The sequence below is a fragment of the Yersinia similis genome, assembly GCF_001053095.1.
Taxonomy (GTDB): domain Bacteria; phylum Pseudomonadota; class Gammaproteobacteria; order Enterobacterales; family Enterobacteriaceae; genus Yersinia; species Yersinia similis.
In genome coordinates this window covers 1-23,271 of record NZ_CGBP01000041.1, presented here as the reverse complement: position 1 = coordinate 23,271, position 23,271 = coordinate 1, and the positions used below count along the sequence as shown (strand labels likewise).

Sequence of the window (23,271 nt, the reverse complement as noted above, 5' to 3'; positions counted from 1 at the left end):
ATTTTTCTAATATGTGACTTTATCTGGCCGAAAACGCCAGTAGCCTTTATCCCTTTGAGGTAATGATGACTGAGATGATTGCGGCAACTGTGTTGCTATTTTTAATTATGGATCCATTGGGAAATTTGCCGATTTTTATGTCGGTACTCAAGCATTTGGAGCCTAAACGGCGACGGGTGGTTTTGATCCGTGAATTACTGATTGCCTTAATTTTGATGCTGATTTTTCTGTTCGCAGGCGAGAAGATCCTGGTATTTCTGAATCTGCGCACCGAAACCGTATCAATATCCGGCGGTATCATTTTGTTCTTAATCGCTATTAGGATGATTTTCCCTTCCTCCGAGAGCAACGTTACTGGGCTATCTGCTGGGGAAGAGCCGTTTTTGGTGCCACTGGCGATCCCTCTGGTGGCAGGCCCCTCTATTTTGGCCACCCTGATGTTGCTGTCTCATCAATATCCTAATCAGCTCAGCCATTTGGTGCTGGCATTGATGATTGCCTGGGGTTTATCGGCCGCTATTTTACTGATGTCGAATCTGTTCCTGCGTTTGTTGGGGAGTAAAGGTGTCAGTGCGCTGGAACGGTTGATGGGGTTAATTTTGGTGATGCTATCGACGCAGATGTTTTTGGATGGTGTGAGAGCGTATCTGGCGATTTGAACGCACCATTCAAGAGCAGGCCGGATCAGGCCTCGGTTGATATTCCTCATTACGCTCAGCGTCAAAAAAACCAATTCAAAATGGGTCTTTGACTGATGACAAACCCCGATGACGCGATCTGCCTGTTCACTCCGCTACGGGCACTTTGTCAATAACCTCAAGTCTCTTCTGAGGCTTTTAATAATTAGACGTCAAAATCATCAGGGTAAGCTGCTTTGAGTCTTTTTTGCTTGTCTTGAAAATTGGGATCTACTTGGTTAGGTAACTTTACTTTTAGCCCCTTTCTGATTTGTGAAGCAATATAAAAAGCATCACCTAGCCGATCCTCAAAAATAGGATCTGTTGCTTCGAATTCTTTTGTTGCATACATGCCGAATGTTAGTTTCCAAAGCTTTGTTTTATCTTTTTCTTCGCCGGTAATGACGTTATGCAGATAAATCAGCTGCTGAACGATGGAGTTATACATGGGTTCAAGCGTCTCACCACCAATGACGTTATATTTAATATGATGGTGGCGTTTCTGAGCCAGACGCAGTGCCCTGTCCACGTAATCTAAAGCGGTGTCGTTGGTCATTTTTTCGGACTCCATACGTCTTTATTGGTACTGAACCATTGTATGCCACCACCTTCAGCCTGGAAAGGCGCTTTAGGGACTGACCAGGTATCCAGTGCTGGGCTAGCGGTACTGCGCAACATCTGCACCGGCTGCGAGCCAGACCCAGATCACCAACATCAACTCACTAAGCCAACGCCCCCACGCATCGCCGGACAACCTCATCAATATCAGTATCAATATCCACACAAATCACATCAGGCTCATCCGGGCCGGGTTCTTCCAAGGCGTCAAATTGGCTTTTTAATAAATCGCTTGGCATAAAATGGCCGGAACGTGCTTGCAGCCGCGCCATGATGACGTCAAAATTGCCCTTCAGATATAAAAATACCATGCCCTGATTGCCCTCGCGCAAGCGATCGCGGTAACAACGTTTCAGCGCAGAACAAACAATAATGCCCGTTTCATTTTTATGGCTCAGGCTGTAAGCCGCATCGCTTAGGCGCTCTAACCATGGCATACGGTCCGCGTCATTAAGCGGTTGCCCACTCCCCATTTTCTGAATATTGGCGCGGGGGTGTAAATCATCACCATCAATAAATTTGGCATGAATTTGGCGCGCGACAGCCTCCCCGACTGTGGTTTTACCACTACCCGATACGCCCATCACGATAATGCTCTGTCCCGCCATATGTTGATCTCTATCTCAGAATGGAAATTCTACTGGTGCCTATAGTTCCGTATTTTACCATGTTACCGGTATCATGATACCGGTAACAAATGGAGATGTGACTTTTATCACAACAGATAGCGCCATTGTCACAATAGATAAAACCGCTATCACGACAGATAAAAAACACTGCCTTCGTACTCAATCACGCGAGCCAGGAAAGGCCGGAGAAATATTATGCCATTAATCATCGTCGCGGTTGGCGTTGCCATGCTGCTATTACTGATGATCCGTTACAAACTTAACGGATTTATCTCGCTGATACTGGTCGCGTTAGCGGTAGGTATCATGCAAGGGATGCCAATCGATAAAGTTGTCGGCTCGATCAAAGCGGGTGTCGGCGGAACATTAGGTAGCCTGGCCTTGATTATGGGCTTCGGGGCCATGCTTGGTAAATTGCTGGCCGATTGTGGCGGCGCTCAACGTATCGCGACCACCTTGATTGAGAAGTTTGGTAAAAAACATATTCAATGGGCTGTGGTACTGACCGGCTTTACTGTGGGTTTTGCCCTGTTTTATGAAGTGGGTTTTGTGCTGTTATTGCCACTGGTATTCAGCATTGCGGCCTCTGCCCGCATCCCTTTGCTATATGTGGGCGTTCCCATGGCTGCGGCGCTCTCTGTCACTCATGGTTTTCTGCCACCTCACCCAGGCCCGACCGCCATTGCCACCATTTTCAGCGCCGATATGGGCAAAACGCTGCTGTACGGCACGTTGCTGGCAATCCCAACCGTGATTTTGGCAGGCCCGGTGTACGCTCGCTTTCTGAAAGGAATTGATAAGCCTGTTCCTGAAGGGCTGTATAACCCAAAAATCTTCACCGATAAAGAGATGCCAAGCTTTGGGGTCAGTGTCAGTACGGCGCTGGTACCGGTTATTTTGATGGCATTGCGGGCCGTAGCAGAGATGATTTTGCCTAAAGGCCACTCGCTGCTCCCCTATGCCGAGTTCTTTGGTGATCCAGTAATTGCTACGCTGATTGCCGTGTTAATTGCAATTTTCACCTTTGGTCTAAACCGGGGCCGCTCAGTGGAATCGGTCATGGAGACTCTGTCTGATTCCATCAAGATCATCGCAATGATGCTGTTAGTTATCGGAGGGGGCGGTGCTTTCAAGCAGGTTTTAGTCGATAGCGGCATAGAGCAATATATTGCTGGCATGATGGGCAATAGCGGGGCATCACCTATTCTGATGGCATGGTCCATCGCCGCCTTACTGCGTATCGCGCTGGGTTCTGCGACGGTGGCAGCGATCACCGCTGGGGGCATTGTCGCACCGTTAATCGCGACCACCGGTGCCAGCCCTGAGTTGATGGTCATTGCCGTTGGTTCCGGTAGCGTGATCTTCTCTCACGTGAATGACCCTGGCTTCTGGCTATTCAAGGAGTATTTCAACCTAACCATTATGGAAACCATTAAATCGTGGTCAGTACTGGAAACCATTATTTCAGTCTGCGGGTTGATCGGCTGTTTGTTGCTGTCCCTGGTTATTTAGCCAACGGCGCTATAAATAGTCGTTATATAAGTGATTGTTATATTCTTTATATGCTGCCACCGGGGAGAATGGTAAAGCCGACATCCACCATTTGGGGTGTTACCACTTCTCCGCGCAACCTGGCCAATAAACGCTCGGCACCGATTTGCCCCATTCTTTCCCTCGGTGTCAGTACGCTGGCCAGTTTGGGCACCATCGACTGGCCGATATCATGACCATGGAAACCGGCAATGGCCATGTCATGGGGGATGGATAGCCCCTGACGCTGACATTCAAATACGGCACCAATGGCTAAATCATCATTGGTACAGAAAATACTGTCGATTTGTGGATAACTTACTTGCGCTTCACGTAACAGTTCAGCGCCAGCGGAATATGACGATGAACGGCTGGTCATTACGCTCATCGGTACCAGACCGGATTCGCGCATCGCTTGCTCATAGCCCTGCTGCTTGATCACCGTACGCTCATCCTGGCGAGCGCCAAAATACACCACATAGCGATGGCCTTTAGCGATAATTTGCTGTGTCATCTGCCGGGCGGCCTCAAAGTTATTAAACCCCACAGCCAGATCAAGGCAAGGCGAAGTACAATCCATTAGCTCAATAACAGGGATACCCGCGACCTCAATCATTTTCAGGGTCCGCGCGGTATGGTGGCGCTCAGAGAGGATGAGGCCATCAATATTGTAGGAAAGAAGCGACGTCAGCCGCTGCTCTTCGCGCTCTTTCTGATAGCCGTAGTGAGCCAGCATCGTCTGGTAACCGTGCGCATCCGTCACACTCTCTATCCCCCGCAGAACCTCAGCAAAAACCTGATTAGTTAACGACGGCAGTAGCACACCAATGGCATGGCTGGTGGCATTGGAGAGAATATCGGGAGCGCGGTTGGGGATATAGCCCAATTCGTCCAACGCCAGCGCGATTTTTTCCTGTAAAACAGCAGAAACCTGTTCTGGATTCCGCAAATAACGGCTGACAGTCATTTTAGTGACTCCCACCATATCGGCGACATCTTGTAGCACTGGCCTTTTTTTCTTCATTATCAATGAACTGAGGCTGGATGAACGGGAGGCAATTCTAGCAAAGAAAAGGGGGTAGCGCGATGTGCATACCCTTTTTAGTTAACGTAAACCGGGGGTAAATCAACTTAAACCGGGGGTAAATCAAACAACAGGATCTCGCTGTCTTCATCAGCATGAATAGAAAGTGCTGTTTCATCCCAGATGGCGAATGCATCACTGGCACCACCATGATGGCCGTTGATGGAAACCTTGCCGCGCACCACTTGGATCCAAACACGGCGTTCAGCCTGAATCTGATACGTTGACTGCTCTGTACGATCCAATGCCCAGCGCCAGAGAGTCATATCCTGGAATACCTTCAATGAACCATCACGGGCATCTGGTGATAAAACCAGCTGCCGCCCTTGGGGGAGATCAAACATCCGTTGCTCGTAACGGGGTTCCAAACCTATCTTGTTTGGAATAATCCAAATTTGGTACAGATGCAGCGGTTGATCGTCACGGCCATTGTATTCTGAATGGCGAATGCCAGTGCCGGCGCTCATAATCTGGAACTCACCCGCATGGATCTGTTCTTTGTTACCCATACTGTCCTGATGTTCAACCGTGCCAGACAATACATACGTCAGGATTTCCATATCTTTATGCGGGTGAGTACCAAAACCCTGACCAGCATCGATAACATCTTCATTAATGACCCGCAAAGCTGAAAAGCCCATAAAATTAGGGTCGTGATAGTCTGCGAATGAGAAGGTATGCCAGCTATCCAGCCAACCGTGATTAGCATGGCCGCGATCTTCTGCTTTACGTAAAAAAATCATATTCAGTTCTCCTCAATGTTTTCTTTAGTCTAGAGGCAGTACGAGAATATGAAAGCGTAAAAAACTCACCCCTCTGTTCAAAAAATTCGACTAACTCATAACGGGAAAAATCACGAGGTGAGTTAGAGGCTATAAGGGCATCATTCGGTGAGGAAATTATTACGGCAGAAACCGCGGCGGAGGCAAACTAGCAGAGCAAGTGGTGAGAAACAGGCAAAAAAAAAGCCAGCACCCGGCTGGCTAAGTAAACACTGGAAGCAATGTGAGCAATGTCGTGCTTTCATAATGTGAACACCTAAACTTTTGATGCGCTCATCTGAAAGCACGGCAATGATAATCATTATCACTCTCACTTGTAAAGCGTTTTTTTAACCAAATACAATATTATTGACTCAGGTAAAGAAAACGATATTTTAACAACAGATTCAAACATTAAGAGTAAGGGTATGTTGATGGAAGATGTACAGATTCGCCATAATGACACTTACCTTATTGAGGTCAATTTACCGACATGTAGTCGGGGGTTTTTAGTTCTTCGCCGCCAGCCCTTGCGCGCAAGCCCAAGCCGAGCTCCAGGCCCATTGGAAGTTATAACCGCCTAACCAACCAGTGACATCAACGACTTCGCCAATAAAGTACAACCCCGGCACTTTATGGGATTCCATGGTCTTGGAAGAGAGCTCTTGGGTATCAACCCCCCCCAACGTGACTTCTGCGGTACGGTAGCCTTCCGTCCCGTTGGGTTGCACCCGCCACTGCTGAAGATTCGCAATTAATGCCACCTGCTGGGGAACATTAAGCTGCTTCAGGGTAACATCAGGCAGTTGCTCCAATGTTTGCAGGCACTCGACCAATCGCTTGGGCAGTAATTGAGCCAACGTGTTTTTTAGCGTCTGGTTTGGGTGGGCTTGCCGCTCGGTGTTCAAAAATGCAGCCAGATCGATATCAGGAAGTAAGTTAATGCTCACATACTCACCAGCCTGCCAATAGCTTGAGAGTTGTAGGATAGCCGGGCCAGAAAGCCCACGGTGGGTAAATAAAATACTTTCACGGAAGCTAACACCATTCTCCGCCGCCACCACCGCCGGAACCGAGACACCAGACAGCGTTTGTACGTGATCCAGCAAGGGTTTATGCAACGTGAAAGGAACCAATGCCGCACGGGTCGGTAACACCTTCAAACCAAACTGCTCTGCCAGCTTATAACCAAACGGAGATGCTCCCAGCCCTGGCATCGATAAGCCACCAGAAGCCACAACAAGTGAGTTAGCGCTCACTTTTAAATCATTAATGTGTAGCACAAAGCCCGTGTCGCTTTTTTCAACCGACAACACATTACTGCGCAGCCGAACAGTGACATTCCCCAGCTCGCACTCTTTCAGTAACAGATCGACGACCTGCTGAGCGGAATCATCACAAAAAAGCTGCCCCAGCGTTTTTTCATGCCAGGCGATGTTGTAGCGATTTATCAGGTCGATAAAATCCCACTGAGTATAACGCGCCAATGCAGATTTACAGAAGTGAGGGTTTTGTGAGAGGTAAGCTGCCGGTTCCGTATAGATATTCGTAAAGTTGCAACGGCCACCACCGGACATCAATATCTTGCGCCCTGCTTTCTTACCGTTGTCCACTAACAGTACTCGGCATCCTGCTTGCCCCGCTTGAGCCGCACAAAACAGCCCTGCCGCACCCGCACCTATGACTACCACATCAAACTGTTCCACACTGGCCTCATTGAATAAAATCATTATTGCTGCAAAATTGCCCACTTTTGGCTGCTTATCGTATTATTCATTATATTCAGACGACAAATTAGCGGTGGGAGATTGTAAGTCCCCTGCTGGCAGAGCGCCATAGTAAGAAAATGTTATATTAGGTAAAACCAAGTAACTCGCTGATATAACATACATATGTGGTACAAAAAGACCCAGTCATATGATGTCATGTCAAAAAAAGGTCATATTTTCCTTTTACCAACCCCCCATTGTCACTGATAATGCGCCGCGTTCATGTCCACAAACTGGCGTAACGCTTATGCTACATCTTTTCGCTGGCCTGGATTTCCATACCGGCCTTATGTTAGTTCTTGCTTTGTTGTTCGTGCTGTTTTACGAAGCCATCAATGGTTTTCATGATACAGCCAATGCGGTTGCGACCGTAATCTATACCCGTGCCATGCGTTCACAGATCGCAGTTGTAATGGCAGGGGTGTTTAACTTCCTCGGCGTGATGCTGGGTGGTTTGAGCGTGGCCTACGCCATTGTTCACTTACTGCCTACTGATCTGCTGTTAAACGTCAGTTCCACGCATGGGTTGGCAATGGTCTTCTCCATGTTACTGGCCGCGATTATCTGGAATTTGGGTACCTGGTATTTTGGTATTCCAGCCTCCAGTTCTCATACGCTAATTGGTGCTATCATCGGTATTGGTCTAACCAATGCATTAATGACCAGTACATCCGTTGTTGATGCGCTGAACGTTCCTAAGATGATACAAATCTTCCTGTCGTTGATCTTATCCCCGATTGTGGGTCTGGTTATCGCCGGTTTGATGGTGTTCCTGCTACGTCGTTACTGGAGTGGTACCAAAAAGCAGCAACGTATTCACCTGACGCCTGCTGAACGTGAAAAGAAAGACGGTAAACGTAAACCGCCATTCTGGACCCGTACGGCGCTGATCCTCTCCGCTATCGGTGTGAGTTTCTCTCACGGCGCTAACGATGGTCAGAAAGGGATTGGCTTGATCATGCTGGTATTAATCGGTGTGGCTCCGGCTGGCTTTGTCGTGAATATGAATGCGACCGGTTATGATATTGCCCGCACCCGCGATGCAGTCACTCATGTGCAACTCTATTATCAGCAACATGCTGAGGCATTGCCCCATGCCATCGCGCTGAAACCACTGGTGCCGGAACCAGAAGCATTGCCGGGTACACCTGCGCAATTCCACTGTGATACTTCACGCGCCATGGTCGCAATTAACCATGCACAAGCGCTGCTGACCGATCTGAAAAGCTATGATGACCTAACCGTTGATCAACGCAGCCAAATGCGTCGCTTGCTGATGTGTGTCGCAGAAACAGCAGGAGCCGTTGCCAAACTGCCAGAAACCAGTGCTGAAAACCGCCGTTTCCTCAACAATCTGCGTACCGATTTGTTGGACACAGTGGAATATGCACCAACCTGGATTATCGTGGCGGTTGCTCTGGCTCTGTCTCTGGGGACGATGATCGGTTGGAGACGTGTTGCTGTCACTATCGGTGAGAAGATAGGCAAAAAAGGCATGACCTATGCCCAAGGGGTTTCAGCCCAGATGACTGCGGCGGTCTCTATCGGCATTGCCAGCTACACCGGTATGCCAGTATCGACCACTCAAGTGCTCTCTTCTGCTGTTGCCGGGACCATGTTGGTCGATGGCGGTGGTGTGCAGAGTAAAACGGTGAAGAACATTATGTTGGCCTGGGTCTTAACCCTGCCAATCTCTATCTTCCTTTCCGGTGCACTGTATTGGATAGCCTTAAAGTTCATTTAAGTTAATTTAACGTTAAGCTAATTCAACGTATTGTTATCGCCGTGAGCCTTCGCACTACGTCAGTAATGAGCAATAAAAAGGTGGCCTAAATCAGGCCGCCTTTTTTAATTCTTTTTGCCAATAATTCATGCTAGTACCACAACATTAGGGCCACCAGACTGACAACCACTAAACCACATAACGCACTGGTCAGTATAAATTGCCCGCGTAATCTCTCACAGCGGCGGATAAATTCGGGATCATGATGATCAAGATAGCGTTGAGCAAAAATATACCCGACTAACCTGATCTGTTTACTCGGCTGGCCGTGAGAGGTAAAGAATCCTCCACCATCAACATACTGATACAGCAACGGATCACAGCCACGTAATACCACTAACAGAGCACGCAGAGATGAATAGTAACGCGCCATATTCACCACACATACCACACACAGAGCCCAAAAAAGCGCGACAGTACTGATCATTATTATCCTCCCAGCGATATCTTGCACATCCGGTTAACTTCCCGAACCTTTGCACAATCGCTTACTCTCGCTGATAAAAATCCCCCCAGAGCTCGAGAAACCGCTCCTATCGTTCGCTTTCCTGTAATGGATCTCTACGTCATTCGGTCAATACCCTATCCGAACGTATAGGACTCCCTTTATTAGTGTAGGAAATGAAATGGAAAATAGCCTGATAATCTCGCATTTAAGCCTATCTTGCTGTTTGTTCAATATCGATTAATGTTAACGTCCCATTGGCATTGATCGTCATCACCGCATTTCTGACACTGCTCACAGGGCTTAAACATTAGCCTTCCTTAATAAATCTTTCTCCACTCGACTCTGGTTTTTCGTAATTCGCATATGCATCACAAATATGAAATTCCCTCAACCAAGAAGATTCATCAGCGTTATACTTAGCACCATGATCTGCTTTAAATTCAATCGGCCCGATGAGATGCAAAAATAATAAGCGGTAGAGTTTGGTAACTTATTGGTGTAAAACGACACACAGTAGCATTAGTGATCATTGTCAAAACCGTGGGTTGTGATCCGTGAAATACTCAAGTTAGAGGTCATAATGATACGATGTAAATGTCAGGCTAGTGCCCGTTCGGTAGGTTGAGTGTTTGCTTACCCATTAATTAACATTATGGTAGGAGTTTACTTATGGCTTACAAACACATTCTGATTGCGGTTGACCTATCTCCAGAAAGCAAGGTGTTGGTGGAAAAGGCGGTTTCCATGGCCAAACCGTACAATGCCAAAGTTTCCCTGATCCATGTTGATGTTAACTACTCAGATCTCTATACCGGTCTGATCGACGTTAATCTCGGCGATATGCAAAAGCGTATTTCTGAAGAAACACACAATGCATTGACCGAGCTATCACAAAGTGCAGGCTACCCCGTTGAGCAAACGTTAAGCGGCAGCGGTGATCTAGGCCAGGTTCTGGTTGATGCCATTAAGAAATATGATATTGACTTGGTACTGTGTGGCCATCATCAGGATTTCTGGAGCAAATTGATGTCTTCAGCGCGCCAACTGATCAATACCGTGCATGTCGATATGCTTATCGTGCCATTGCGCGATGACGAAAATGGTGAAGACGACTAAATCTTCCCTTTTTTGGGTAATGCTAAACGCTCGCCTCTTTGGCGAGCGTGAGGTTATAGATATCTTGCTCGTCACCCTCAATCTGAATCCAGATGATTTTTTGTCAAAATCCCTTGCCGCATCAATATAAACCAGTGATATAGTCGAGAACACACAACATCGTCTCCTCACTATTTTGATAATAATAGTTCATATAAATGGTCGGGAGAGTCTTTAAGGGTACAAGGAATTATTGATGAATGGTTTAGTTTCTTTGGAGTCATTTCTAGAATCGTTACAACGGCGTGATGCCAACCAACCAGAATATCTCCAGGCCGTACGTGAAGTATTTACGTCGCTTTGGCCCTTTCTGGAACAGAACCCACATTATCGTGAACAAAGCCTGCTAGAGCGCTTAGTCGAACCTGAACGTGTTATCCAGTTCCGCGTTGCCTGGACTGATGATAAAGGCCATGTTCAGGTTAACCGGGCATGGCGCGTGCAGTTCAGCTCAGCGATTGGCCCTTATAAGGGGGGAATGCGTTTCCATCCCTCAGTAAACTTATCAATTCTTAAGTTCCTCGGTTTTGAACAAACCTTCAAAAATGCCCTGACCACCCTGCCAATGGGCGGTGGTAAAGGGGGTTCTGATTTTAATCCGAAAGGGAAAAGTCAGGCTGAAGTTATGCGTTTTTGTCAGGCATTGATGACTGAACTTTATCGCCATCTTGGCCCGGATACTGATGTGCCTGCGGGCGATATTGGCGTGGGTGGCCGTGAAGTTGCTTTCATGGCTGGCATGATGAAAAAGTTATCCAATAACACCGCTTGCGTCTTTACGGGTAAAGGGCTGTCGTTCGGTGGCAGTTTGATTCGTCCAGAAGCAACCGGTTACGGTTTGGTTTATTTCACCGATGCGATGCTAAAACGCCATGGTTTAGGCTTTGAAGGTAGAAGAGTATCTGTTTCAGGTGCCGGGAACGTGGCGCAATATACCATTGAAAAAGCGATGGAACTGGGAGCTAAAGTGGTTACGGCCTCTGATTCAGGCGGTACCGTGGTTGATGAAGTTGGCTTCACACCTGAAAAACTGGCTCACCTGGCTGAAATTAAGAATAAACGTTATGGCACGATCGAAGATTATGCCCGCGAACGTAATCTGGTCTATTTAGCGGGCCAACAACCGTGGAGCGTCCCTGTTGATATCGCCCTACCTTGTGCGACACAAAATGAATTAGACCTACCAGCAGCACTTCAGTTGATTGCCAATGGTGTGAAAGCGGTTGCTGAAGGCGCGAACATGCCAACCACCATCCAGGCGACAGATGCCTTCCTTGAAGCAGGCGTCTTGTTTGCTCCGGGTAAAGCGGCCAATGCGGGCGGTGTTGCCACATCCGGCCTGGAAATGGCTCAGAATGCAGCCCGTATGAGCTGGAAATCAGAGAAAGTTGATGTCCGTTTACATCACATCATGTTGGATATTCACCAGTCCTGTGTTGAATACGGCGGTGAAGGCAAGCAAACCCACTATGTGCACGGCGCGAATATCGCCGGTTTTGTCAAAGTGGCCGATGCGATGCTGGCCCAAGGCGTGTTGTAAATAAAACGTTGTCCCCATATTTTTTAAGATGAACGTCGAGAAAAATATGGGGTACTTCCTCCCTCTTTTATTTATTCATAGTAAACATCTTCAAATAAAAAACATTAAGTACACTTATAATGTGCCAAGCCATTAGTTTCTAACTTTAAGATTACGCTTATTTAAAACACCTCTATCATCATTAATATCTCCCTCGCACATTAATAGAGTTCAAAATATTTTATTAACACTCAAAAAGAGACGATGATGTTTATGAGTTACTCCAGGGAACACAGCAACACTATAATTAAAAATGAACATGTCATGCGCAGAGGTATTCATTATAAGAGTGAAGTTAAAGGTGTTATAGCACCACAAATATCTAGCCATCAGTCATGGAAAGAAAATACCATTCATAATAAAAATACAAACCTGACATATTCATTTAGTCAAGCATATACATTATGGGATTATGATCGAACGTTCCAACAAAATGCTTACATCTCATTATTTAATCCAGCCCAAATCCATCAGGCAAAAATCGCGATGCAATCTTGGGCTGATGTAGCCAACATCTCCTTCACCGAAGCATCAGCAGACTCTTCCGCCAATATTCTATTTTTAAATTTTCAGCGCCCAGGCAATGTGGCAGGTTATGCCTATCATCCTAATCCAGGGAGTTTCAGCCCAATATGGATTAATTACAGCTTCAGCGATAACCAACATCCCAGCAGATTAAATTATGGTGGCGGGGTATTAACACATGAGATTGGCCATGCTCTGGGGTTGGGTCATTCTCATGCCCCCCATGGCTACACGCAACAAATGAGTGTGATGAGCTATTTATCCGAACAGGATTCAGGCGCGAACTATGGCCAACATTACTTATCCACGCCACAAATGTACGATATCGCCGCAATCCAGTATCTGTATGGGGCTAATCTACACACCCGCACCGGTGATACCGTTTATGGCTTCAACTCGACGAGTTATAGAGATCATTTCACCGCCACCCGCGCCAGTGATGCGTTGATTTTCTGTGTTTGGGATGCTGGTGGCAATGATACTTTTGACTTCTCTGGCTATAAGCAAAATCAAATGATTAATCTTAACGAACTCTGTTTTTCTGATGTTGGTGGACTAAAAGGAAATGTGTCTATTGCAGCGGATGTTACGATTGAAAATGCCATCGGCGGCAGTGGCCATGATGATATTATCGGCAATCACACCAATAATATTTTGACCGGTAACGGCGGATCTGATCAACTTTGGGGGAACGGGGGCAATAATACTTTCCGCTATGCCAGTGCCAGAGATTCAATGACCACCTCGCCCGATACTATTCATGATTTTAAATCAGGCCGTGACAAGATAGATTTGTCGCAATTAATGCCCTCAACCGACCGTGTTATTTTTGTCGATAGATTAAGTTTTAACGGTCAAACAGAGATGGGGCAGCAATATAATGAAGTGGCGGACATAACTTATCTTATGATCGATTTTGACGCTCAAGTCAGCGAGTGCGATATGATGATTAAATTTACCGGCAGGCACCATTTCACCGCCAATGACTTTATTTTAAGTACGTCACTGACGGCATAAATATTTATATCTACTTACCCGAATCACTCATTAAAATTTCAGCGATTCGGGTGAGAAAATGCCGCTAACGCGGCGGCGTCACCGATGAAGGGTATATGTCAAAACGGTGGCTCTTGGTCACAACCGCCGCCTGAGCGGCCACGCCAGCCAATGGCTCAGCATAATCCGGGCGTTTCACCACCACTCGCTTGGTGGCCAACGCACGGGCGGGGGCTAACAAACCATCAGCATCATTATCGGCCCCCACCAATGATTGAAATACCCGCATCTCTTTTTTAACCAACGCACTTTTTTGCCGGTGCGGGTACATCGGATCGAGATAAACCACCTCTGGGCGCGGTTCAATCGCCACCAACGCGGTCAGACTGGAGGCATGTAGCAACGTCAGACGTTCACGTAGCCACGGACCGATTTCAGCATCCAGATAACCCCGGCGCAAACCATCATCCAGTAACGCAGCGACCACCGGGTTACGTTCCAGCATCTGCACCTGGCAGCCTAACGCCGCCAGAACAAAGGCATCGCGCCCAAGGCCTGCGGTGGCATCCACCACCCGTGGGAGATAGCCTTTTTTGATGCCCACGGCTTTCGCGACGGCTTCGCCACGGCCACCACCAAATTTACGCCGATGCGCCTGCGTGCCAGAGACGAAATCCACATAGATGCCGCCAAGTTTCGGCTCATCCCGCTTACGCAGTTCAAGCCGTTCAGCGGTCAGCACCAACGCCATCACCGCCTGATCGTCAGAGACTAGCCCCCAGCGATCAGCCAGAATAGATAAGGCGCCGGGATCGGCGCCTGCTTCAGATAATAAACAAATACTGACGTGTGACACGTATTAGCCCTTAATACCGTAATGACGCAACATGGCATCTAACTGCGGTTCACGGCCACGGAAGCGTTTGAACAGTGTCATTGGCTCCTCTGAGCCCCCTTGAGACAGAATGTTGTCGAGGAAGGACTGACCGGTAGCGGCATTAAAAATCCCTTCTTCCTCAAAGCGTGAGAACGCATCCGCCGAGAGCACTTCAGCCCATAAATAGCTGTAATAACCGGCCGCATAACCGCCAGCAAAAATATGGCTGAAGGCATGAGGGAAGCGGCCCCATTCCGGTGATGGCACCACAGCAACCTGTTTTTTCACTTCATACAAAATAGGCAGGATCTGCGCACCGGTCAGCGGGTCGAACTCATAATGCATCCGGAAATCGAACAGACCAAACTCCAGTTGGCGCAGAATAAACAACGCCGCCTGATAGTTTTTCGCCGCCAGTAGTTTATCCAGCATCTCTTGCGGCAAAGGCTCATGAGTTTGGTAATGACCAGAAATAAAGGCCAGCGCCTCCGGCTCCCAGCACCAGTTTTCCATAAACTGACTTGGCAGCTCGACTGCATCCCAAGGCACGCCATTGATACCAGAAACGCCTGCGGTATCAATTTTGGTCAGCATATGATGTAAACCATGGCCGAACTCATGGAACAAGGTGGTCACTTCATTGTGAGTAAACAGCGCCGGTTTGCCGCCAACGGGCCCGTTAAAATTGCAAGTCAGATAAGCGACTGGTTTTTGCAGTTGGCCATTAGCCAAACGCAGGCTACCTACGCAGTCATCCATCCAGGCTCCGCCACGCTTGTTTTCGCGCGCATACAAATCAAGGTAGAAGCTACCGCGCAGTTCACCATCGGCATCAAACAAATCGAAGAAGCGGACATCCGGATGCCAGGTATCGACATCATGGCGCTCTTTGGCTGTAATGCCATAAATGCGTTTCACCACTTCGAATAAACCTTCCACCACCCGCTGTTCCGGGAAATAAGGACGAAGTTGTTCATCACTGATAGCAAACAGATGCTGTTTCTGTTTCTCGGAATAATAGGTGATATCCCAAGCCTGGAGTTCACTGACACCATAATGCTCTTTAGCAAAAGCACGTAACTGAGCCAGCTCTTCTTCTGCTTGCGGGCGGGCGCGCTTCGCCAGATCGTTCAGGAAGCCCAATACCTGCTGTGGGTTTTCTGCCATTTTGGTGGCCAGCGATTTATCGGCATAACTGTTAAAACCGAGCAACTGCGCTAATTCATGACGCAGTGTCAGAATTTCCGCCATGATCTCGCTGTTATCCCATTTCCCCGCGTTTGGCCCCTGATCAGAAGCACGGGTGGCAAATGCACGGTACATCTCTTCGCGCAATTCCGCGTTATCGGCATAAGTCAGTACCGGCAGATAGCTTGGCATATCCAGTGTCAGCAACCAGCCGTCCTGCTCTTTGGCTTCTGCCATGGCTTTGGCCGCTGCTAGCGCGCTTTCTGGCAAACCTTTCAGTTGCTCAACATCGGTAATCAGTTTGCTCCACCCCATGGTGGCATCAAGCACGTTATTGCTGTAAGTCGAGCCAAGCTCCGACAAGCGAGCCACGATTTCGCCGTAACGCTTTTGTTGTTCAGGTGCCAGACCAATACCGGATAGCTGGAAGTCACGCAGAGCATTTTCTACCGCTTTGCGCTGCGGTGCGGTCAAGGCGGCAAAACCCGGCCCCTCTTTCAGGCTGACATACGCCTGATACAAACCTTTATGCTGCCCCACCCAAGTGCCGTATTCCGACAGCAATGGCAAGCTTTGTTCATAAGCGGTACGCAGCTCAGGGCTATTTTTTACTGAGTTCAAGTGGCCTACGGGTGACCAGATGCGCGATAAGCGGTCATCGGATTCGGCCAGTGGCTGGCACAGATTATCCCAAGTGAACGGCCCTGGTTGGGCAACCACACGCTCTACCGCTTGACGGCATTCATCCAGCGCGGATTTCACCGCAGGCACGATATCTTCAGGCCGAATAGCAGAAAACGGTGGCAGGGAGAACGGAGTCAACAGCGGGTTTGTCATAGGGCAGTCCTGGTTATGATTTGAATTTTAATAACGTTTATATACCAAACGCCAGACGCATCCAGCGACGGAGAATAAATTACGAATGAACAATTAACATGAGGTCTATTATCGCGAAAATCAATGGCTGGCGGCCTTAATCCTTTTGATTTCACTTTTTATCCACCAGACAGTTTATACTAGTGACTATAATGTGCTGGCTGTCGTTTCTGGTTACTGCAATTTGCACCCTCCGCAGGAAGAAACAGCAAGCAGCATCGCCGCAATGTACAAACATATTCCATTCAAATCCATGATTTAACTGTGAATATCACTTGGTCAAAATAAAATGTTAAGTTACCGCCATAGTTTTCATGCTGGCAATCATGCCGACGTCCTTAAACATACCGTTCAGAGCCTGATTATTGAGGCAATGAAAGAGAAAGAAAAACCTTTCCTTTATCTGGATACTCACGCGGGTGCAGGGCGCTACCAACTGAGTGGCGAGCATGCCGAGCGTACCGGGGAATACCTCGACGGTATCGGCAAACTGTGGCAACGCGATGACTTACCCGCAGATTTAGCCCCGTACATGAGCGCAATCAACTATTTTAACCGTGGCGAAAAACTGCGCTACTACCCTGGCTCGCCGTTAATCGCACGTCATTTATTACGTGAAGACGACAAAATCCATCTGACCGAACTGCATTCCAGCGATTACCCACTGCTGCGCAATGAGTTTGCCAAAGACGAACGTGCGAAAGTACAGCGTGCCGATGGTTATCAGCAGCTTAAATCACAATTACCGCCGCTATCGCGCCGTGGCTTTGTGCTGATCGACCCACCGTATGAAATGAAAACTGATTATCAGGATGTGGTGAAAGGTATTCAGGAGGGCTATAAACGATTCGCAACGGGTACCTATGCGCTATGGTATCCGGTCGTTCTGCGCCAGCAAATTAAACGTCTGTTACGGGATCTGGAAGCCACGGGTATCCGCCGTATCCTGCAAATTGAACTGGCGGTACGCCCAGATAGCGACCAGCACGGTATGACCGCATCCGGCATGATTGTGATTAATCCGCCGTGGAAATTAGAACAGCAAATGAATTCATTATTGCCGTGGCTGCACAAAGCATTGGTCCCATCAGGCCACGGTCATACTCTGGTAAAATGGGTAGTACCTGAATAGTGGGGAGTACCTGTAAATAGTGGGGCTATGCCTATCAGAGTCATTGATGTACAAAAGGCTCTCAGCCGCTACACTGTTAGGCAATTTTAAACGACTCTACCCTCAATAATGCGCATTACGCGAAAGCGGCAACGAGCAGTATGACTGGGTATCTCATGGAAACGACCCTGATGACCAAACATTACGATTATCTGGCAATTGGCGGTGGCAGTGGCGGGATCGCATCGATCAACCGGGCAGCCATGTACGGTAAAAAATGCGCATTGATCGAAGCTAAACAGCTCGGTGGCACCTGTGTTAACGTCGGTTGTGTGCCGAAAAAAGTGATGTGGCATGCGGCGCAAATTGCGGAAGCCATTCATTTGTACGGCCCGGATTACGGCTTCGACACCACAGTGAACCACTTCGATTGGAAAAAGCTGATTGCTAACCGTACTGCTTACATCGATCGTATCCATCAGTCTTATGAGCGTGGTTTAGGCAATAATAAAGTCGATGTTATCCAGGGCTTCGCCCGTTTTGTGGATGCCCACACCGTAGAAGTTAACGGTGAGACGATCACCGCAGATCATATCCTGATCGCTACCGGTGGCCGCCCAAGCCACCCCGATATCCCCGGTGCTGAATACGGTATCGACTCCGATGGTTTCTTCGAATTAGATGAGATGCCAAAACGTGTCGCTGTCGTGGGCGCAGGTTATATCGCGGTAGAAATTGCTGGCGTACTCAACGGATTAGGTACCGAGACACACTTGTTTGTCCGCAAACATGCGCCGTTGCGTACCTTTGATCCGTTAATTGTTGAAACCCTGTTGGAAGTGATGAACACCGAAGGGCCGAAACTGCATACCGAATCGGTACCAAAAGCAGTTATCAAAAACGCCGATGGCAGCCTGACGCTGCAATTGGAAAGTGGTACTGAAGTCACTGTTGACCACCTGATCTGGGCGATTGGCCGTGAACCCGCGACCGACAACCTGAACCTGTCTGTCACCGGTGTTAAGACCAATGACAAAGGCTATATCGAGGTTGATAAGTTCCAGAACACCAACGTCAAAGGCATCTACGCCGTCGGTGATAACACTGGTGCAGTTGAACTGACCCCGGTCGCCGTTGCGGCGGGCCGCCGTTTGTCCGAACGCTTGTTCAATAACAAGCCAGATGAGCATTTGGATTACAGCAATATCCCAACCGTAGTATTCAGTCATCCGCCAATCGGTACTATCGGCCTGACCGAGCCACAAGCCAAAGAGAAATTTGGCGACGACCAGGTGAAAGTGTACACATCCTCGTTCACCGCGATGTACAGTGCTGTTACTCAACACCGCCAGCCATGCCGGATGAAATTAGTCTGCGTGGGTGCCGAAGAGAAGATTGTCGGTATTCATGGCATCGGTTTCGGAATGGACGAGATCCTGCAAGGGTTCGCGGTCGCCGTGAAGATGGGCGCGACCAAGAAAGATTTCGACAACACTGTCGCTATCCACCCTACCGCAGCAGAAGAGTTCGTTACTATGAGATGATTTCGTTACCATGGCCCGTACAGGCAGTGACTCCTGCATGAGGCATGTTTCTGAAATGGACTAAGCCAGGTTGAAGATTAGCCAACCTGGCTTTTACCTTAATAGAATATCTGACCTTCACCTCAGCGCTCACCACGATTTTCAGCTACATTAGATCCCCTTATCTCACTCTCAGCCTGTGACCATTCATGCCAACCAGCTATCTCAAGGAAGACACCGCTCGCCAAATCGTTCAGCGCGCCATGAGCATTATTGATTACTCAGTTAATGTCATGAATGAACACGGCGTCATTATTGCGTCTGGCGATCCTCGCCGTTTACATCAGCGCCACGAAGGTGCTGTTTTGGCGCTGACTGAAAACCGGATGGTTATGATCGATGAAGCCGTTGCGGGCAGGCTTAAAGGCGTTAAGCCTGGGATTAACCTGCCAATTATTTTTCGTCAACGGATGGTGGGCGTTATTGGGATTTCGGGTGAACCCGATAAAGTGCAGGCCTATGCTGAACTGGTGCGCATGGCTGCGGAGCTAATTTTAGAACAAACTGAAATGTTAGAGCAAAATCAGTGGGAAAAACGCTATCGCGAACAGCTAACCTCTCAACTCATTTCTCAGCAAGGCAGTGCGGCTTCAGTGGCATCAATGGCTACCTATTTAGGATTAGACCTCACACTGCCACGTATTGCGCTGATCGTCAGTCTGCGTGAACAAGAGCACACCCACCAGCGAGATTTAGTCGAAATATTAAGCAACCACAGCCGTGAAATATTGGTAACTTTACATGGGTTTGAGCGGGTTGTGGTGTTATTGCCGCTGAACCTTGCACACAGTGACGATCGTGAAGTGACGGCCAGAAAAGCTTTGCGTAAATTGTATGCGCTGCTACAGCCGCGTTTTAATCTCAATATTTATGTTGGTGGCATTTTTGATGGCCTAAATGGGCTGCGACGCTCCTATCTTAGCGCTCAAGCGATGCAAGAAACGGCATTACGACAAAAACTCACTCAACCAGTCATGTTCTACCAAGACCATTTCTTGACCGTTCTTCTGAATGATTTTGCCGGGAGCTGGCAGGCTGACGAACTGAGTTCTGCCTGGCAAACACTGCGTCATGCGGATACCAAAGACGTTCTGTGTCACACTCTGCGTTGTTATTTTGTACAGAATTGTGATCTGTCTCAAACGTCAAAACAACTGCATATCCATGTCAATACCCTGCGCTATCGACTACAGAAGATAGAAGCCATAACAGCCTTAAAAATCAATGAATTAAACTCAATTACTCAACTCTATATTGGCATGCAAATAGAGAGCTAATTTGTAGCATCCTCCAAAAAAATGCCCTTTTTACCGTCAATTTTCTGGCGGTTTCACTCAAGCTATTTTTCTCCCGCCCACCATAATGGCGATGTTGTTCTTGATCGCTACGTACCCTACTGCCGCGCAGATCTTCCCAAGCGGCCAAAATAGAATAATGAAAGCGGGAGTCATATATGACCACAGTTTCTGCTCTGGGCGCATTAGTGGCACTGATCGTGTCCATTGTCCTAATTTTACGCAAAGTGCCGCCTGCTTACGGCATGATCGCGGGAGCGTTAGCGGGCGGGTTAGTCGGCGGTGCCGATCTAATTCAAACCATTAACCTCATGATTACGGGTGCTCAAGGCATCACTAACGCTGTACTACGTATTCTTGCTGCGGGTATTTTGGCAGGCGTGCTGATTGAGTCTGGTGCGGCAAATACCATCGCCGAAACCATTGTGCGAAAAGTCGGCGAAAAACGCGCCCTGCTGGCACTGGCGGTTGCGACGATGCTGCTGACCGCGGTCGGGGTGTTTATCGATGTCGCGGTCATTACCGTTTCCCCAATCGCTCTGGCCATTGCGCACCGTGCGGATATTTCCAAAATGGCCATCTTACTGGCGATGGTCGGCGGCGGCAAAGCGGGTAACGTGATGTCACCAAACCCGAACACCATCGCAGCGGCGGACAGTTTTCATGTGCCGCTAACCTCACTGATGATTGCCGGTATTGTCCCCGGTTTGTTTGGCTTGGCGTTGGCCTATTTTATGGCAAAGCGCCTAAAACATCGTGGTTCCAAAGTCGAAGCGCATGAACTGGTGGTCAGTAAAAATGATACTGCGCTACCCGCCTTTGGTGCGGCAATGGCGGCTCCTCTGGTCGCCATCTTCCTACTGGCATTACGCCCTATGGCTGGCATTGCCATTGACCCCCTGGTGGCTTTGCCGGTCGGTGGTTTGATTGGTGTCGTTGTCATGGGGCAATGGCGACACACCAACCAATATATGGTTTCTGGCCTGTCGCGTATGGCACCTGTGGCTATTATGTTATTAGGTACCGGTACATTGGCGGGCATTATCGCCAACTCAGGTTTAAAAGATGTTTTGATTAGCGGCTTGAGCGCATCGGGTATGCCTTCTTATCTGCTGGCCCCAATTTCAGGTGCACTGATGTCAATGGCGACCGCCTCAACCACGGCGGGCACCGCAGTCGCTTCTGCGGTATTTAGCTCAACGCTTATCGGAATGGGCATCTCAGCGCTGGCCGGAGCCGCGATGGTCCACGCAGGTGCCACGGTGCTCGATCACATGCCGCACGGTAGCTTCTTCCATGCCACCGGTGGTAGCGTCAACATGCAGGTACATGAACGCCTAAAACTGCTGCCCTATGAGACCGCCGTGGGTTTGATGATTGCCTTTGTCTCTACGTTGATGTTTGGCGTGTTTAATTTAGCGGGTTAAAGAGGTACGCATGAAAATTATTATTGCTCCCGATTCATTTAAAGAAAGCCTCACCGCCATGCAGGTTGCTGAGGCCATTGAGCAAGGGTTCAGCGAGATTTTCCCGCAGGCAGAATATATAAAGCTGCCAATGGCCGATGGCGGCGAAGGTACCGTTGAATCAATGGTTGCAGCCACTGGCGGAGAGTTAGTTAACGTAGAGGTTACCGGCCCATTGGGTGCTCCGGTTAATGCCTTTTACGGTTGGATGGGCGATGGCGAAACGGCGGTGATTGAAATGGCGGCGGCATCTGGCCTGCATTTAGTGGCACCAGAGCAGCGCAATCCACTGATTACCACCAGCTACGGTACTGGCGAACTGATTTTGGCGGCACTGAATCACGGGGCGCGCAAAATTATTCTCGGCATCGGAGGCAGTGCCACCAATGACGGCGGCGCAGGCATGATGCAAGCATTGGGCGTACAGCTTAGTGATCAACAAGGTAAAGCGCTCACGGTTGGCGGGGCGGCATTAGCACAATTGGTCGATATTGATCTCAGCCAGTTAGATGATCGTCTGGCACAAACCGATATTTTGGTCGCCTGCGATGTAGATAACCCATTGTGTGGTGCGAAAGGCGCATCGGCAGTGTTCGGTCCACAGAAAGGGGCTACGCCAGAACGCGTGCAACAATTGGACGCGGCGTTGCAGCATTATGGTGAGAAAATCGAGCAAGTTACTGGGAAATCCGTCATTAACGTGGCCGGTGCCGGTGCTGCTGGCGGTATGGGCGCGGCGCTGTTCGGTTTACTGAATGCACGGTTACAACCGGGGATTGAGATAGTCACCGAAGCGCTAAAATTAGCGGCTGCCGTGCAAGAGGCTGATTTAGTCATTACCGGAGAAGGGCGCATCGATAGCCAAACCATTTACGGTAAAACGCCGGTCGGAGTGGCGCGAGTCGCGAAGCGTTTTGATATTCCTGTCATTGCTATCGCTGGCAGCATGGCACCGGACTATGAGGTGGTACATCAACATGGGTTAGATGCGGTATTTTCAGTTCTCAACCATATTCAAACGCTACCAGAAGCACTGGAAGAGGCGAGTGATAATATTCGTATCACGGCGCGCAACGTTGCTGCTGTCTGGAAAATGGGCAGAAGTTAATTTTGCCCACCTGGCTCGCCACTCCTTAAAATACGACAGATAAAATTATAGGCAGCCATAAAAATAGTGATCTCAAAACGTCCATCACCAGGGACTTTATCAAATACCGACGGTCAGATATCTCTGGCCGTTGGTATATCCTATATTCCACATCACAAAGAGGATGTGTAAGTATCCCACCAAAACGACCCATTCATTTTTAGAGATCTTCCG

Annotated in this window: 21 protein-coding genes and 1 pseudogene; 11 read left to right on the top strand and 11 right to left on the bottom strand. The window is 48.6% G+C overall.

Annotated elements, in window-relative coordinates; translation table 11 throughout:
- Positions 1-65 precede the first annotated feature (65 nt).
- Entirely contained in the window at positions 66-659 is a 594-nt protein-coding gene (locus AC971_RS19850) for a YhgN family NAAT transporter (RefSeq protein WP_025381826.1), read from the top strand.
- Between the two features lie 184 nt (positions 660-843).
- Here the strand turns inward: AC971_RS19850 and AC971_RS19845 are convergent, their stop codons facing one another.
- From AC971_RS19845 to AC971_RS19840, 3 genes are read right to left on the bottom strand one after another with little or no spacing between them, the layout of a single operon-like run.
- Complete coding sequence (locus AC971_RS19845) at positions 844-1,233, bottom strand: immunity protein Tsi6 family protein (RefSeq protein WP_002209509.1); 390 nt, start codon at positions 1,231-1,233, stop codon at positions 844-846.
- Positions 1,230-1,355, bottom strand: a complete 126-nt coding sequence (locus AC971_RS23585; protein ID WP_231573042.1) for a polymorphic toxin type 46 domain-containing protein — start codon at positions 1,353-1,355, stop codon at positions 1,230-1,232. Before AC971_RS23585 ends, AC971_RS19845 begins: the two co-directional genes overlap by 4 nt.
- Positions 1,356-1,399: 44 nt before the next feature.
- Entirely contained in the window at positions 1,400-1,903 is a 504-nt protein-coding gene (locus AC971_RS19840; RefSeq protein WP_012414091.1) for a gluconokinase, read from the bottom strand.
- A 216-nt stretch (positions 1,904-2,119) separates the two neighbouring features.
- Between AC971_RS19840 and gntT the strand changes: the two genes are divergently transcribed.
- Positions 2,120-3,436, top strand: a complete 1,317-nt coding sequence (gene gntT, locus AC971_RS19835; RefSeq protein ID WP_025381827.1) for a gluconate transporter — start codon at positions 2,120-2,122, stop codon at positions 3,434-3,436.
- Positions 3,437-3,482: 46 nt separating this feature from the next.
- Here the strand turns inward: gntT and gntR are convergent, their stop codons facing one another.
- The 4 genes from gntR to AC971_RS19820 form a co-directional block, all read right to left on the bottom strand.
- Positions 3,483-4,478 (bottom strand): gluconate operon transcriptional repressor GntR, encoded by a 996-nt coding sequence (gene gntR, locus AC971_RS19830; protein ID WP_012105911.1) that lies wholly within the window; start codon positions 4,476-4,478, stop codon positions 3,483-3,485.
- A 107-nt stretch (positions 4,479-4,585) separates the two neighbouring features.
- Complete coding sequence (locus tag AC971_RS19825; RefSeq protein WP_025381828.1) at positions 4,586-5,281, bottom strand: pirin family protein; 696 nt, start codon at positions 5,279-5,281, stop codon at positions 4,586-4,588.
- A 140-nt stretch (positions 5,282-5,421) separates the two neighbouring features.
- Positions 5,422-5,622 (bottom strand): hypothetical protein, encoded by a 201-nt coding sequence (locus tag AC971_RS24835; protein WP_071825445.1) that lies wholly within the window; start codon positions 5,620-5,622, stop codon positions 5,422-5,424.
- A gap of 186 nt (positions 5,623-5,808) precedes the next feature.
- Positions 5,809-7,005 carry a BaiN/RdsA family NAD(P)/FAD-dependent oxidoreductase gene (locus AC971_RS19820; protein WP_025381829.1) on the bottom strand — a complete coding sequence of 399 codons (1,197 nt, stop codon included), beginning with the start codon at positions 7,003-7,005 and terminating at the stop codon, positions 5,809-5,811.
- A 310-nt stretch (positions 7,006-7,315) separates the two neighbouring features.
- On the opposite strand from AC971_RS19820, the gene pitA reads away from it, so the two are divergent.
- The gene (gene pitA / locus AC971_RS19815; protein WP_025381830.1) at positions 7,316-8,812 is read left to right on the top strand and encodes an inorganic phosphate transporter PitA; all 1,497 of its coding nucleotides are present in this window, start codon (positions 7,316-7,318) and stop codon (positions 8,810-8,812) included.
- Between the two features lie 130 nt (positions 8,813-8,942).
- On the opposite strand, the gene uspB is transcribed toward pitA, so the two are convergent.
- Positions 8,943-9,278, bottom strand: a complete 336-nt coding sequence (gene uspB, locus AC971_RS19810) for a universal stress protein UspB (protein WP_002209527.1) — start codon at positions 9,276-9,278, stop codon at positions 8,943-8,945.
- Positions 9,279-9,968: 690 nt separating this feature from the next.
- Between uspB and uspA the strand changes: the two genes are divergently transcribed.
- The 3 genes from uspA to AC971_RS19795 all read left to right on the top strand — a co-directional run bounded on the left by uspA (position 9,969) and on the right by AC971_RS19795 (position 13,575).
- The gene (uspA, locus tag AC971_RS19805) at positions 9,969-10,415 is read left to right on the top strand and encodes a universal stress protein UspA (RefSeq protein WP_025381831.1); all 447 of its coding nucleotides are present in this window, start codon (positions 9,969-9,971) and stop codon (positions 10,413-10,415) included.
- Positions 10,416-10,650: 235 nt separating this feature from the next.
- A complete protein-coding gene (gene gdhA / locus AC971_RS19800; protein ID WP_025381832.1) occupies positions 10,651-11,994 on the top strand; it encodes an NADP-specific glutamate dehydrogenase in 1,344 nt (447 codons plus the stop codon).
- A gap of 246 nt (positions 11,995-12,240) precedes the next feature.
- Entirely contained in the window at positions 12,241-13,575 is a 1,335-nt protein-coding gene (locus AC971_RS19795; RefSeq protein ID WP_025381833.1) for a M10 family metallopeptidase C-terminal domain-containing protein, read from the top strand.
- Between the two features lie 64 nt (positions 13,576-13,639).
- Here AC971_RS19795 and rsmJ read toward each other — a convergent pair whose 3' ends face one another.
- Both rsmJ and prlC read right to left on the bottom strand, forming a co-directional pair.
- Positions 13,640-14,410, bottom strand: coding sequence for a 16S rRNA (guanine(1516)-N(2))-methyltransferase RsmJ (gene rsmJ, locus AC971_RS19790; protein ID WP_002215483.1), 771 nt, complete (start codon positions 14,408-14,410; stop codon positions 13,640-13,642).
- A gap of 3 nt (positions 14,411-14,413) precedes the next feature.
- Entirely contained in the window at positions 14,414-16,456 is a 2,043-nt protein-coding gene (gene prlC, locus AC971_RS19785; RefSeq protein WP_012303363.1) for an oligopeptidase A, read from the bottom strand.
- Positions 16,457-16,784: 328 nt separating this feature from the next.
- Between prlC and AC971_RS19780 the strand changes: the two genes are divergently transcribed.
- The 3 genes from AC971_RS19780 (at position 16,785) to AC971_RS19770 (ending at position 20,466) form a co-directional block, all read left to right on the top strand.
- Positions 16,785-17,627, top strand: coding sequence for a 23S rRNA (adenine(2030)-N(6))-methyltransferase RlmJ (locus AC971_RS19780; protein ID WP_025381834.1), 843 nt, complete (start codon positions 16,785-16,787; stop codon positions 17,625-17,627).
- Positions 17,628-17,797: 170 nt separating this feature from the next.
- Entirely contained in the window at positions 17,798-19,150 is a 1,353-nt protein-coding gene (gene gorA / locus AC971_RS19775) for a glutathione-disulfide reductase (RefSeq protein WP_025381835.1), read from the top strand.
- Between the two features lie 188 nt (positions 19,151-19,338).
- Entirely contained in the window at positions 19,339-20,466 is a 1,128-nt protein-coding gene (locus AC971_RS19770; protein ID WP_025381836.1) for a PucR family transcriptional regulator, read from the top strand.
- On the opposite strand, the pseudogene AC971_RS25360 reads toward AC971_RS19770, so the two are convergent.
- Positions 20,429-20,640: pseudogene (locus AC971_RS25360) on the bottom strand (hypothetical protein). The gene AC971_RS19770 and the pseudogene AC971_RS25360 overlap by 38 nt on opposite strands.
- A gap of 2 nt (positions 20,641-20,642) precedes the next feature.
- On the opposite strand from AC971_RS25360, the gene AC971_RS19765 reads away from it, so the two are divergent.
- Complete coding sequence (locus AC971_RS19765) at positions 20,643-21,911, top strand: GntP family permease (protein WP_025381837.1); 1,269 nt, start codon at positions 20,643-20,645, stop codon at positions 21,909-21,911.
- A 10-nt stretch (positions 21,912-21,921) separates the two neighbouring features.
- The gene (locus AC971_RS19760; protein WP_025381838.1) at positions 21,922-23,058 is read left to right on the top strand and encodes a glycerate kinase; all 1,137 of its coding nucleotides are present in this window, start codon (positions 21,922-21,924) and stop codon (positions 23,056-23,058) included.
- Positions 23,059-23,271: the final 213 nt, after the last annotated feature.

What these genes read in the sequence shown, in the direction of transcription:
- AC971_RS23585 (WP_231573042.1), bottom strand. Translation starts at nt 1,355, where the DNA reads ATGTTGCGCAGTACCGCTAGCCCAGCACTGGATACCTGGTCAGTCCCT.
- AC971_RS24835 (WP_071825445.1), bottom strand. Translation starts at nt 5,622, where the DNA reads ATGATTATCATTGCCGTGCTTTCAGATGAGCGCATCAAAAGTTTAGGT.
- pitA (WP_025381830.1), top strand. Translation starts at nt 7,316, where the DNA reads ATGCTACATCTTTTCGCTGGCCTGGATTTCCATACCGGCCTTATGTTA.
- uspA (WP_025381831.1), top strand. Translation starts at nt 9,969, where the DNA reads ATGGCTTACAAACACATTCTGATTGCGGTTGACCTATCTCCAGAAAGC.
- gntT (WP_025381827.1), top strand. Translation starts at nt 2,120, where the DNA reads ATGCCATTAATCATCGTCGCGGTTGGCGTTGCCATGCTGCTATTACTG.
- prlC (WP_012303363.1), bottom strand. Translation starts at nt 16,456, where the DNA reads ATGACAAACCCGCTGTTGACTCCGTTCTCCCTGCCACCGTTTTCTGCT.
- AC971_RS19850 (WP_025381826.1), top strand. Translation starts at nt 66, where the DNA reads ATGACTGAGATGATTGCGGCAACTGTGTTGCTATTTTTAATTATGGAT.
- AC971_RS19760 (WP_025381838.1), top strand. Translation starts at nt 21,922, where the DNA reads ATGAAAATTATTATTGCTCCCGATTCATTTAAAGAAAGCCTCACCGCC.
- gntR (WP_012105911.1), bottom strand. Translation starts at nt 4,478, where the DNA reads ATGAAGAAAAAAAGGCCAGTGCTACAAGATGTCGCCGATATGGTGGGA.
- AC971_RS19840 (WP_012414091.1), bottom strand. Translation starts at nt 1,903, where the DNA reads ATGGCGGGACAGAGCATTATCGTGATGGGCGTATCGGGTAGTGGTAAA.
- AC971_RS19845 (WP_002209509.1), bottom strand. Translation starts at nt 1,233, where the DNA reads ATGACCAACGACACCGCTTTAGATTACGTGGACAGGGCACTGCGTCTG.
- AC971_RS19825 (WP_025381828.1), bottom strand. Translation starts at nt 5,281, where the DNA reads ATGATTTTTTTACGTAAAGCAGAAGATCGCGGCCATGCTAATCACGGT.
- gdhA (WP_025381832.1), top strand. Translation starts at nt 10,651, where the DNA reads ATGAATGGTTTAGTTTCTTTGGAGTCATTTCTAGAATCGTTACAACGG.
- gorA (WP_025381835.1), top strand. Translation starts at nt 17,798, where the DNA reads ATGACCAAACATTACGATTATCTGGCAATTGGCGGTGGCAGTGGCGGG.
- AC971_RS19770 (WP_025381836.1), top strand. Translation starts at nt 19,339, where the DNA reads ATGCCAACCAGCTATCTCAAGGAAGACACCGCTCGCCAAATCGTTCAG.
- AC971_RS19765 (WP_025381837.1), top strand. Translation starts at nt 20,643, where the DNA reads ATGACCACAGTTTCTGCTCTGGGCGCATTAGTGGCACTGATCGTGTCC.
- AC971_RS19780 (WP_025381834.1), top strand. Translation starts at nt 16,785, where the DNA reads ATGTTAAGTTACCGCCATAGTTTTCATGCTGGCAATCATGCCGACGTC.
- uspB (WP_002209527.1), bottom strand. Translation starts at nt 9,278, where the DNA reads ATGATCAGTACTGTCGCGCTTTTTTGGGCTCTGTGTGTGGTATGTGTG.
- AC971_RS19795 (WP_025381833.1), top strand. Translation starts at nt 12,241, where the DNA reads ATGTTTATGAGTTACTCCAGGGAACACAGCAACACTATAATTAAAAAT.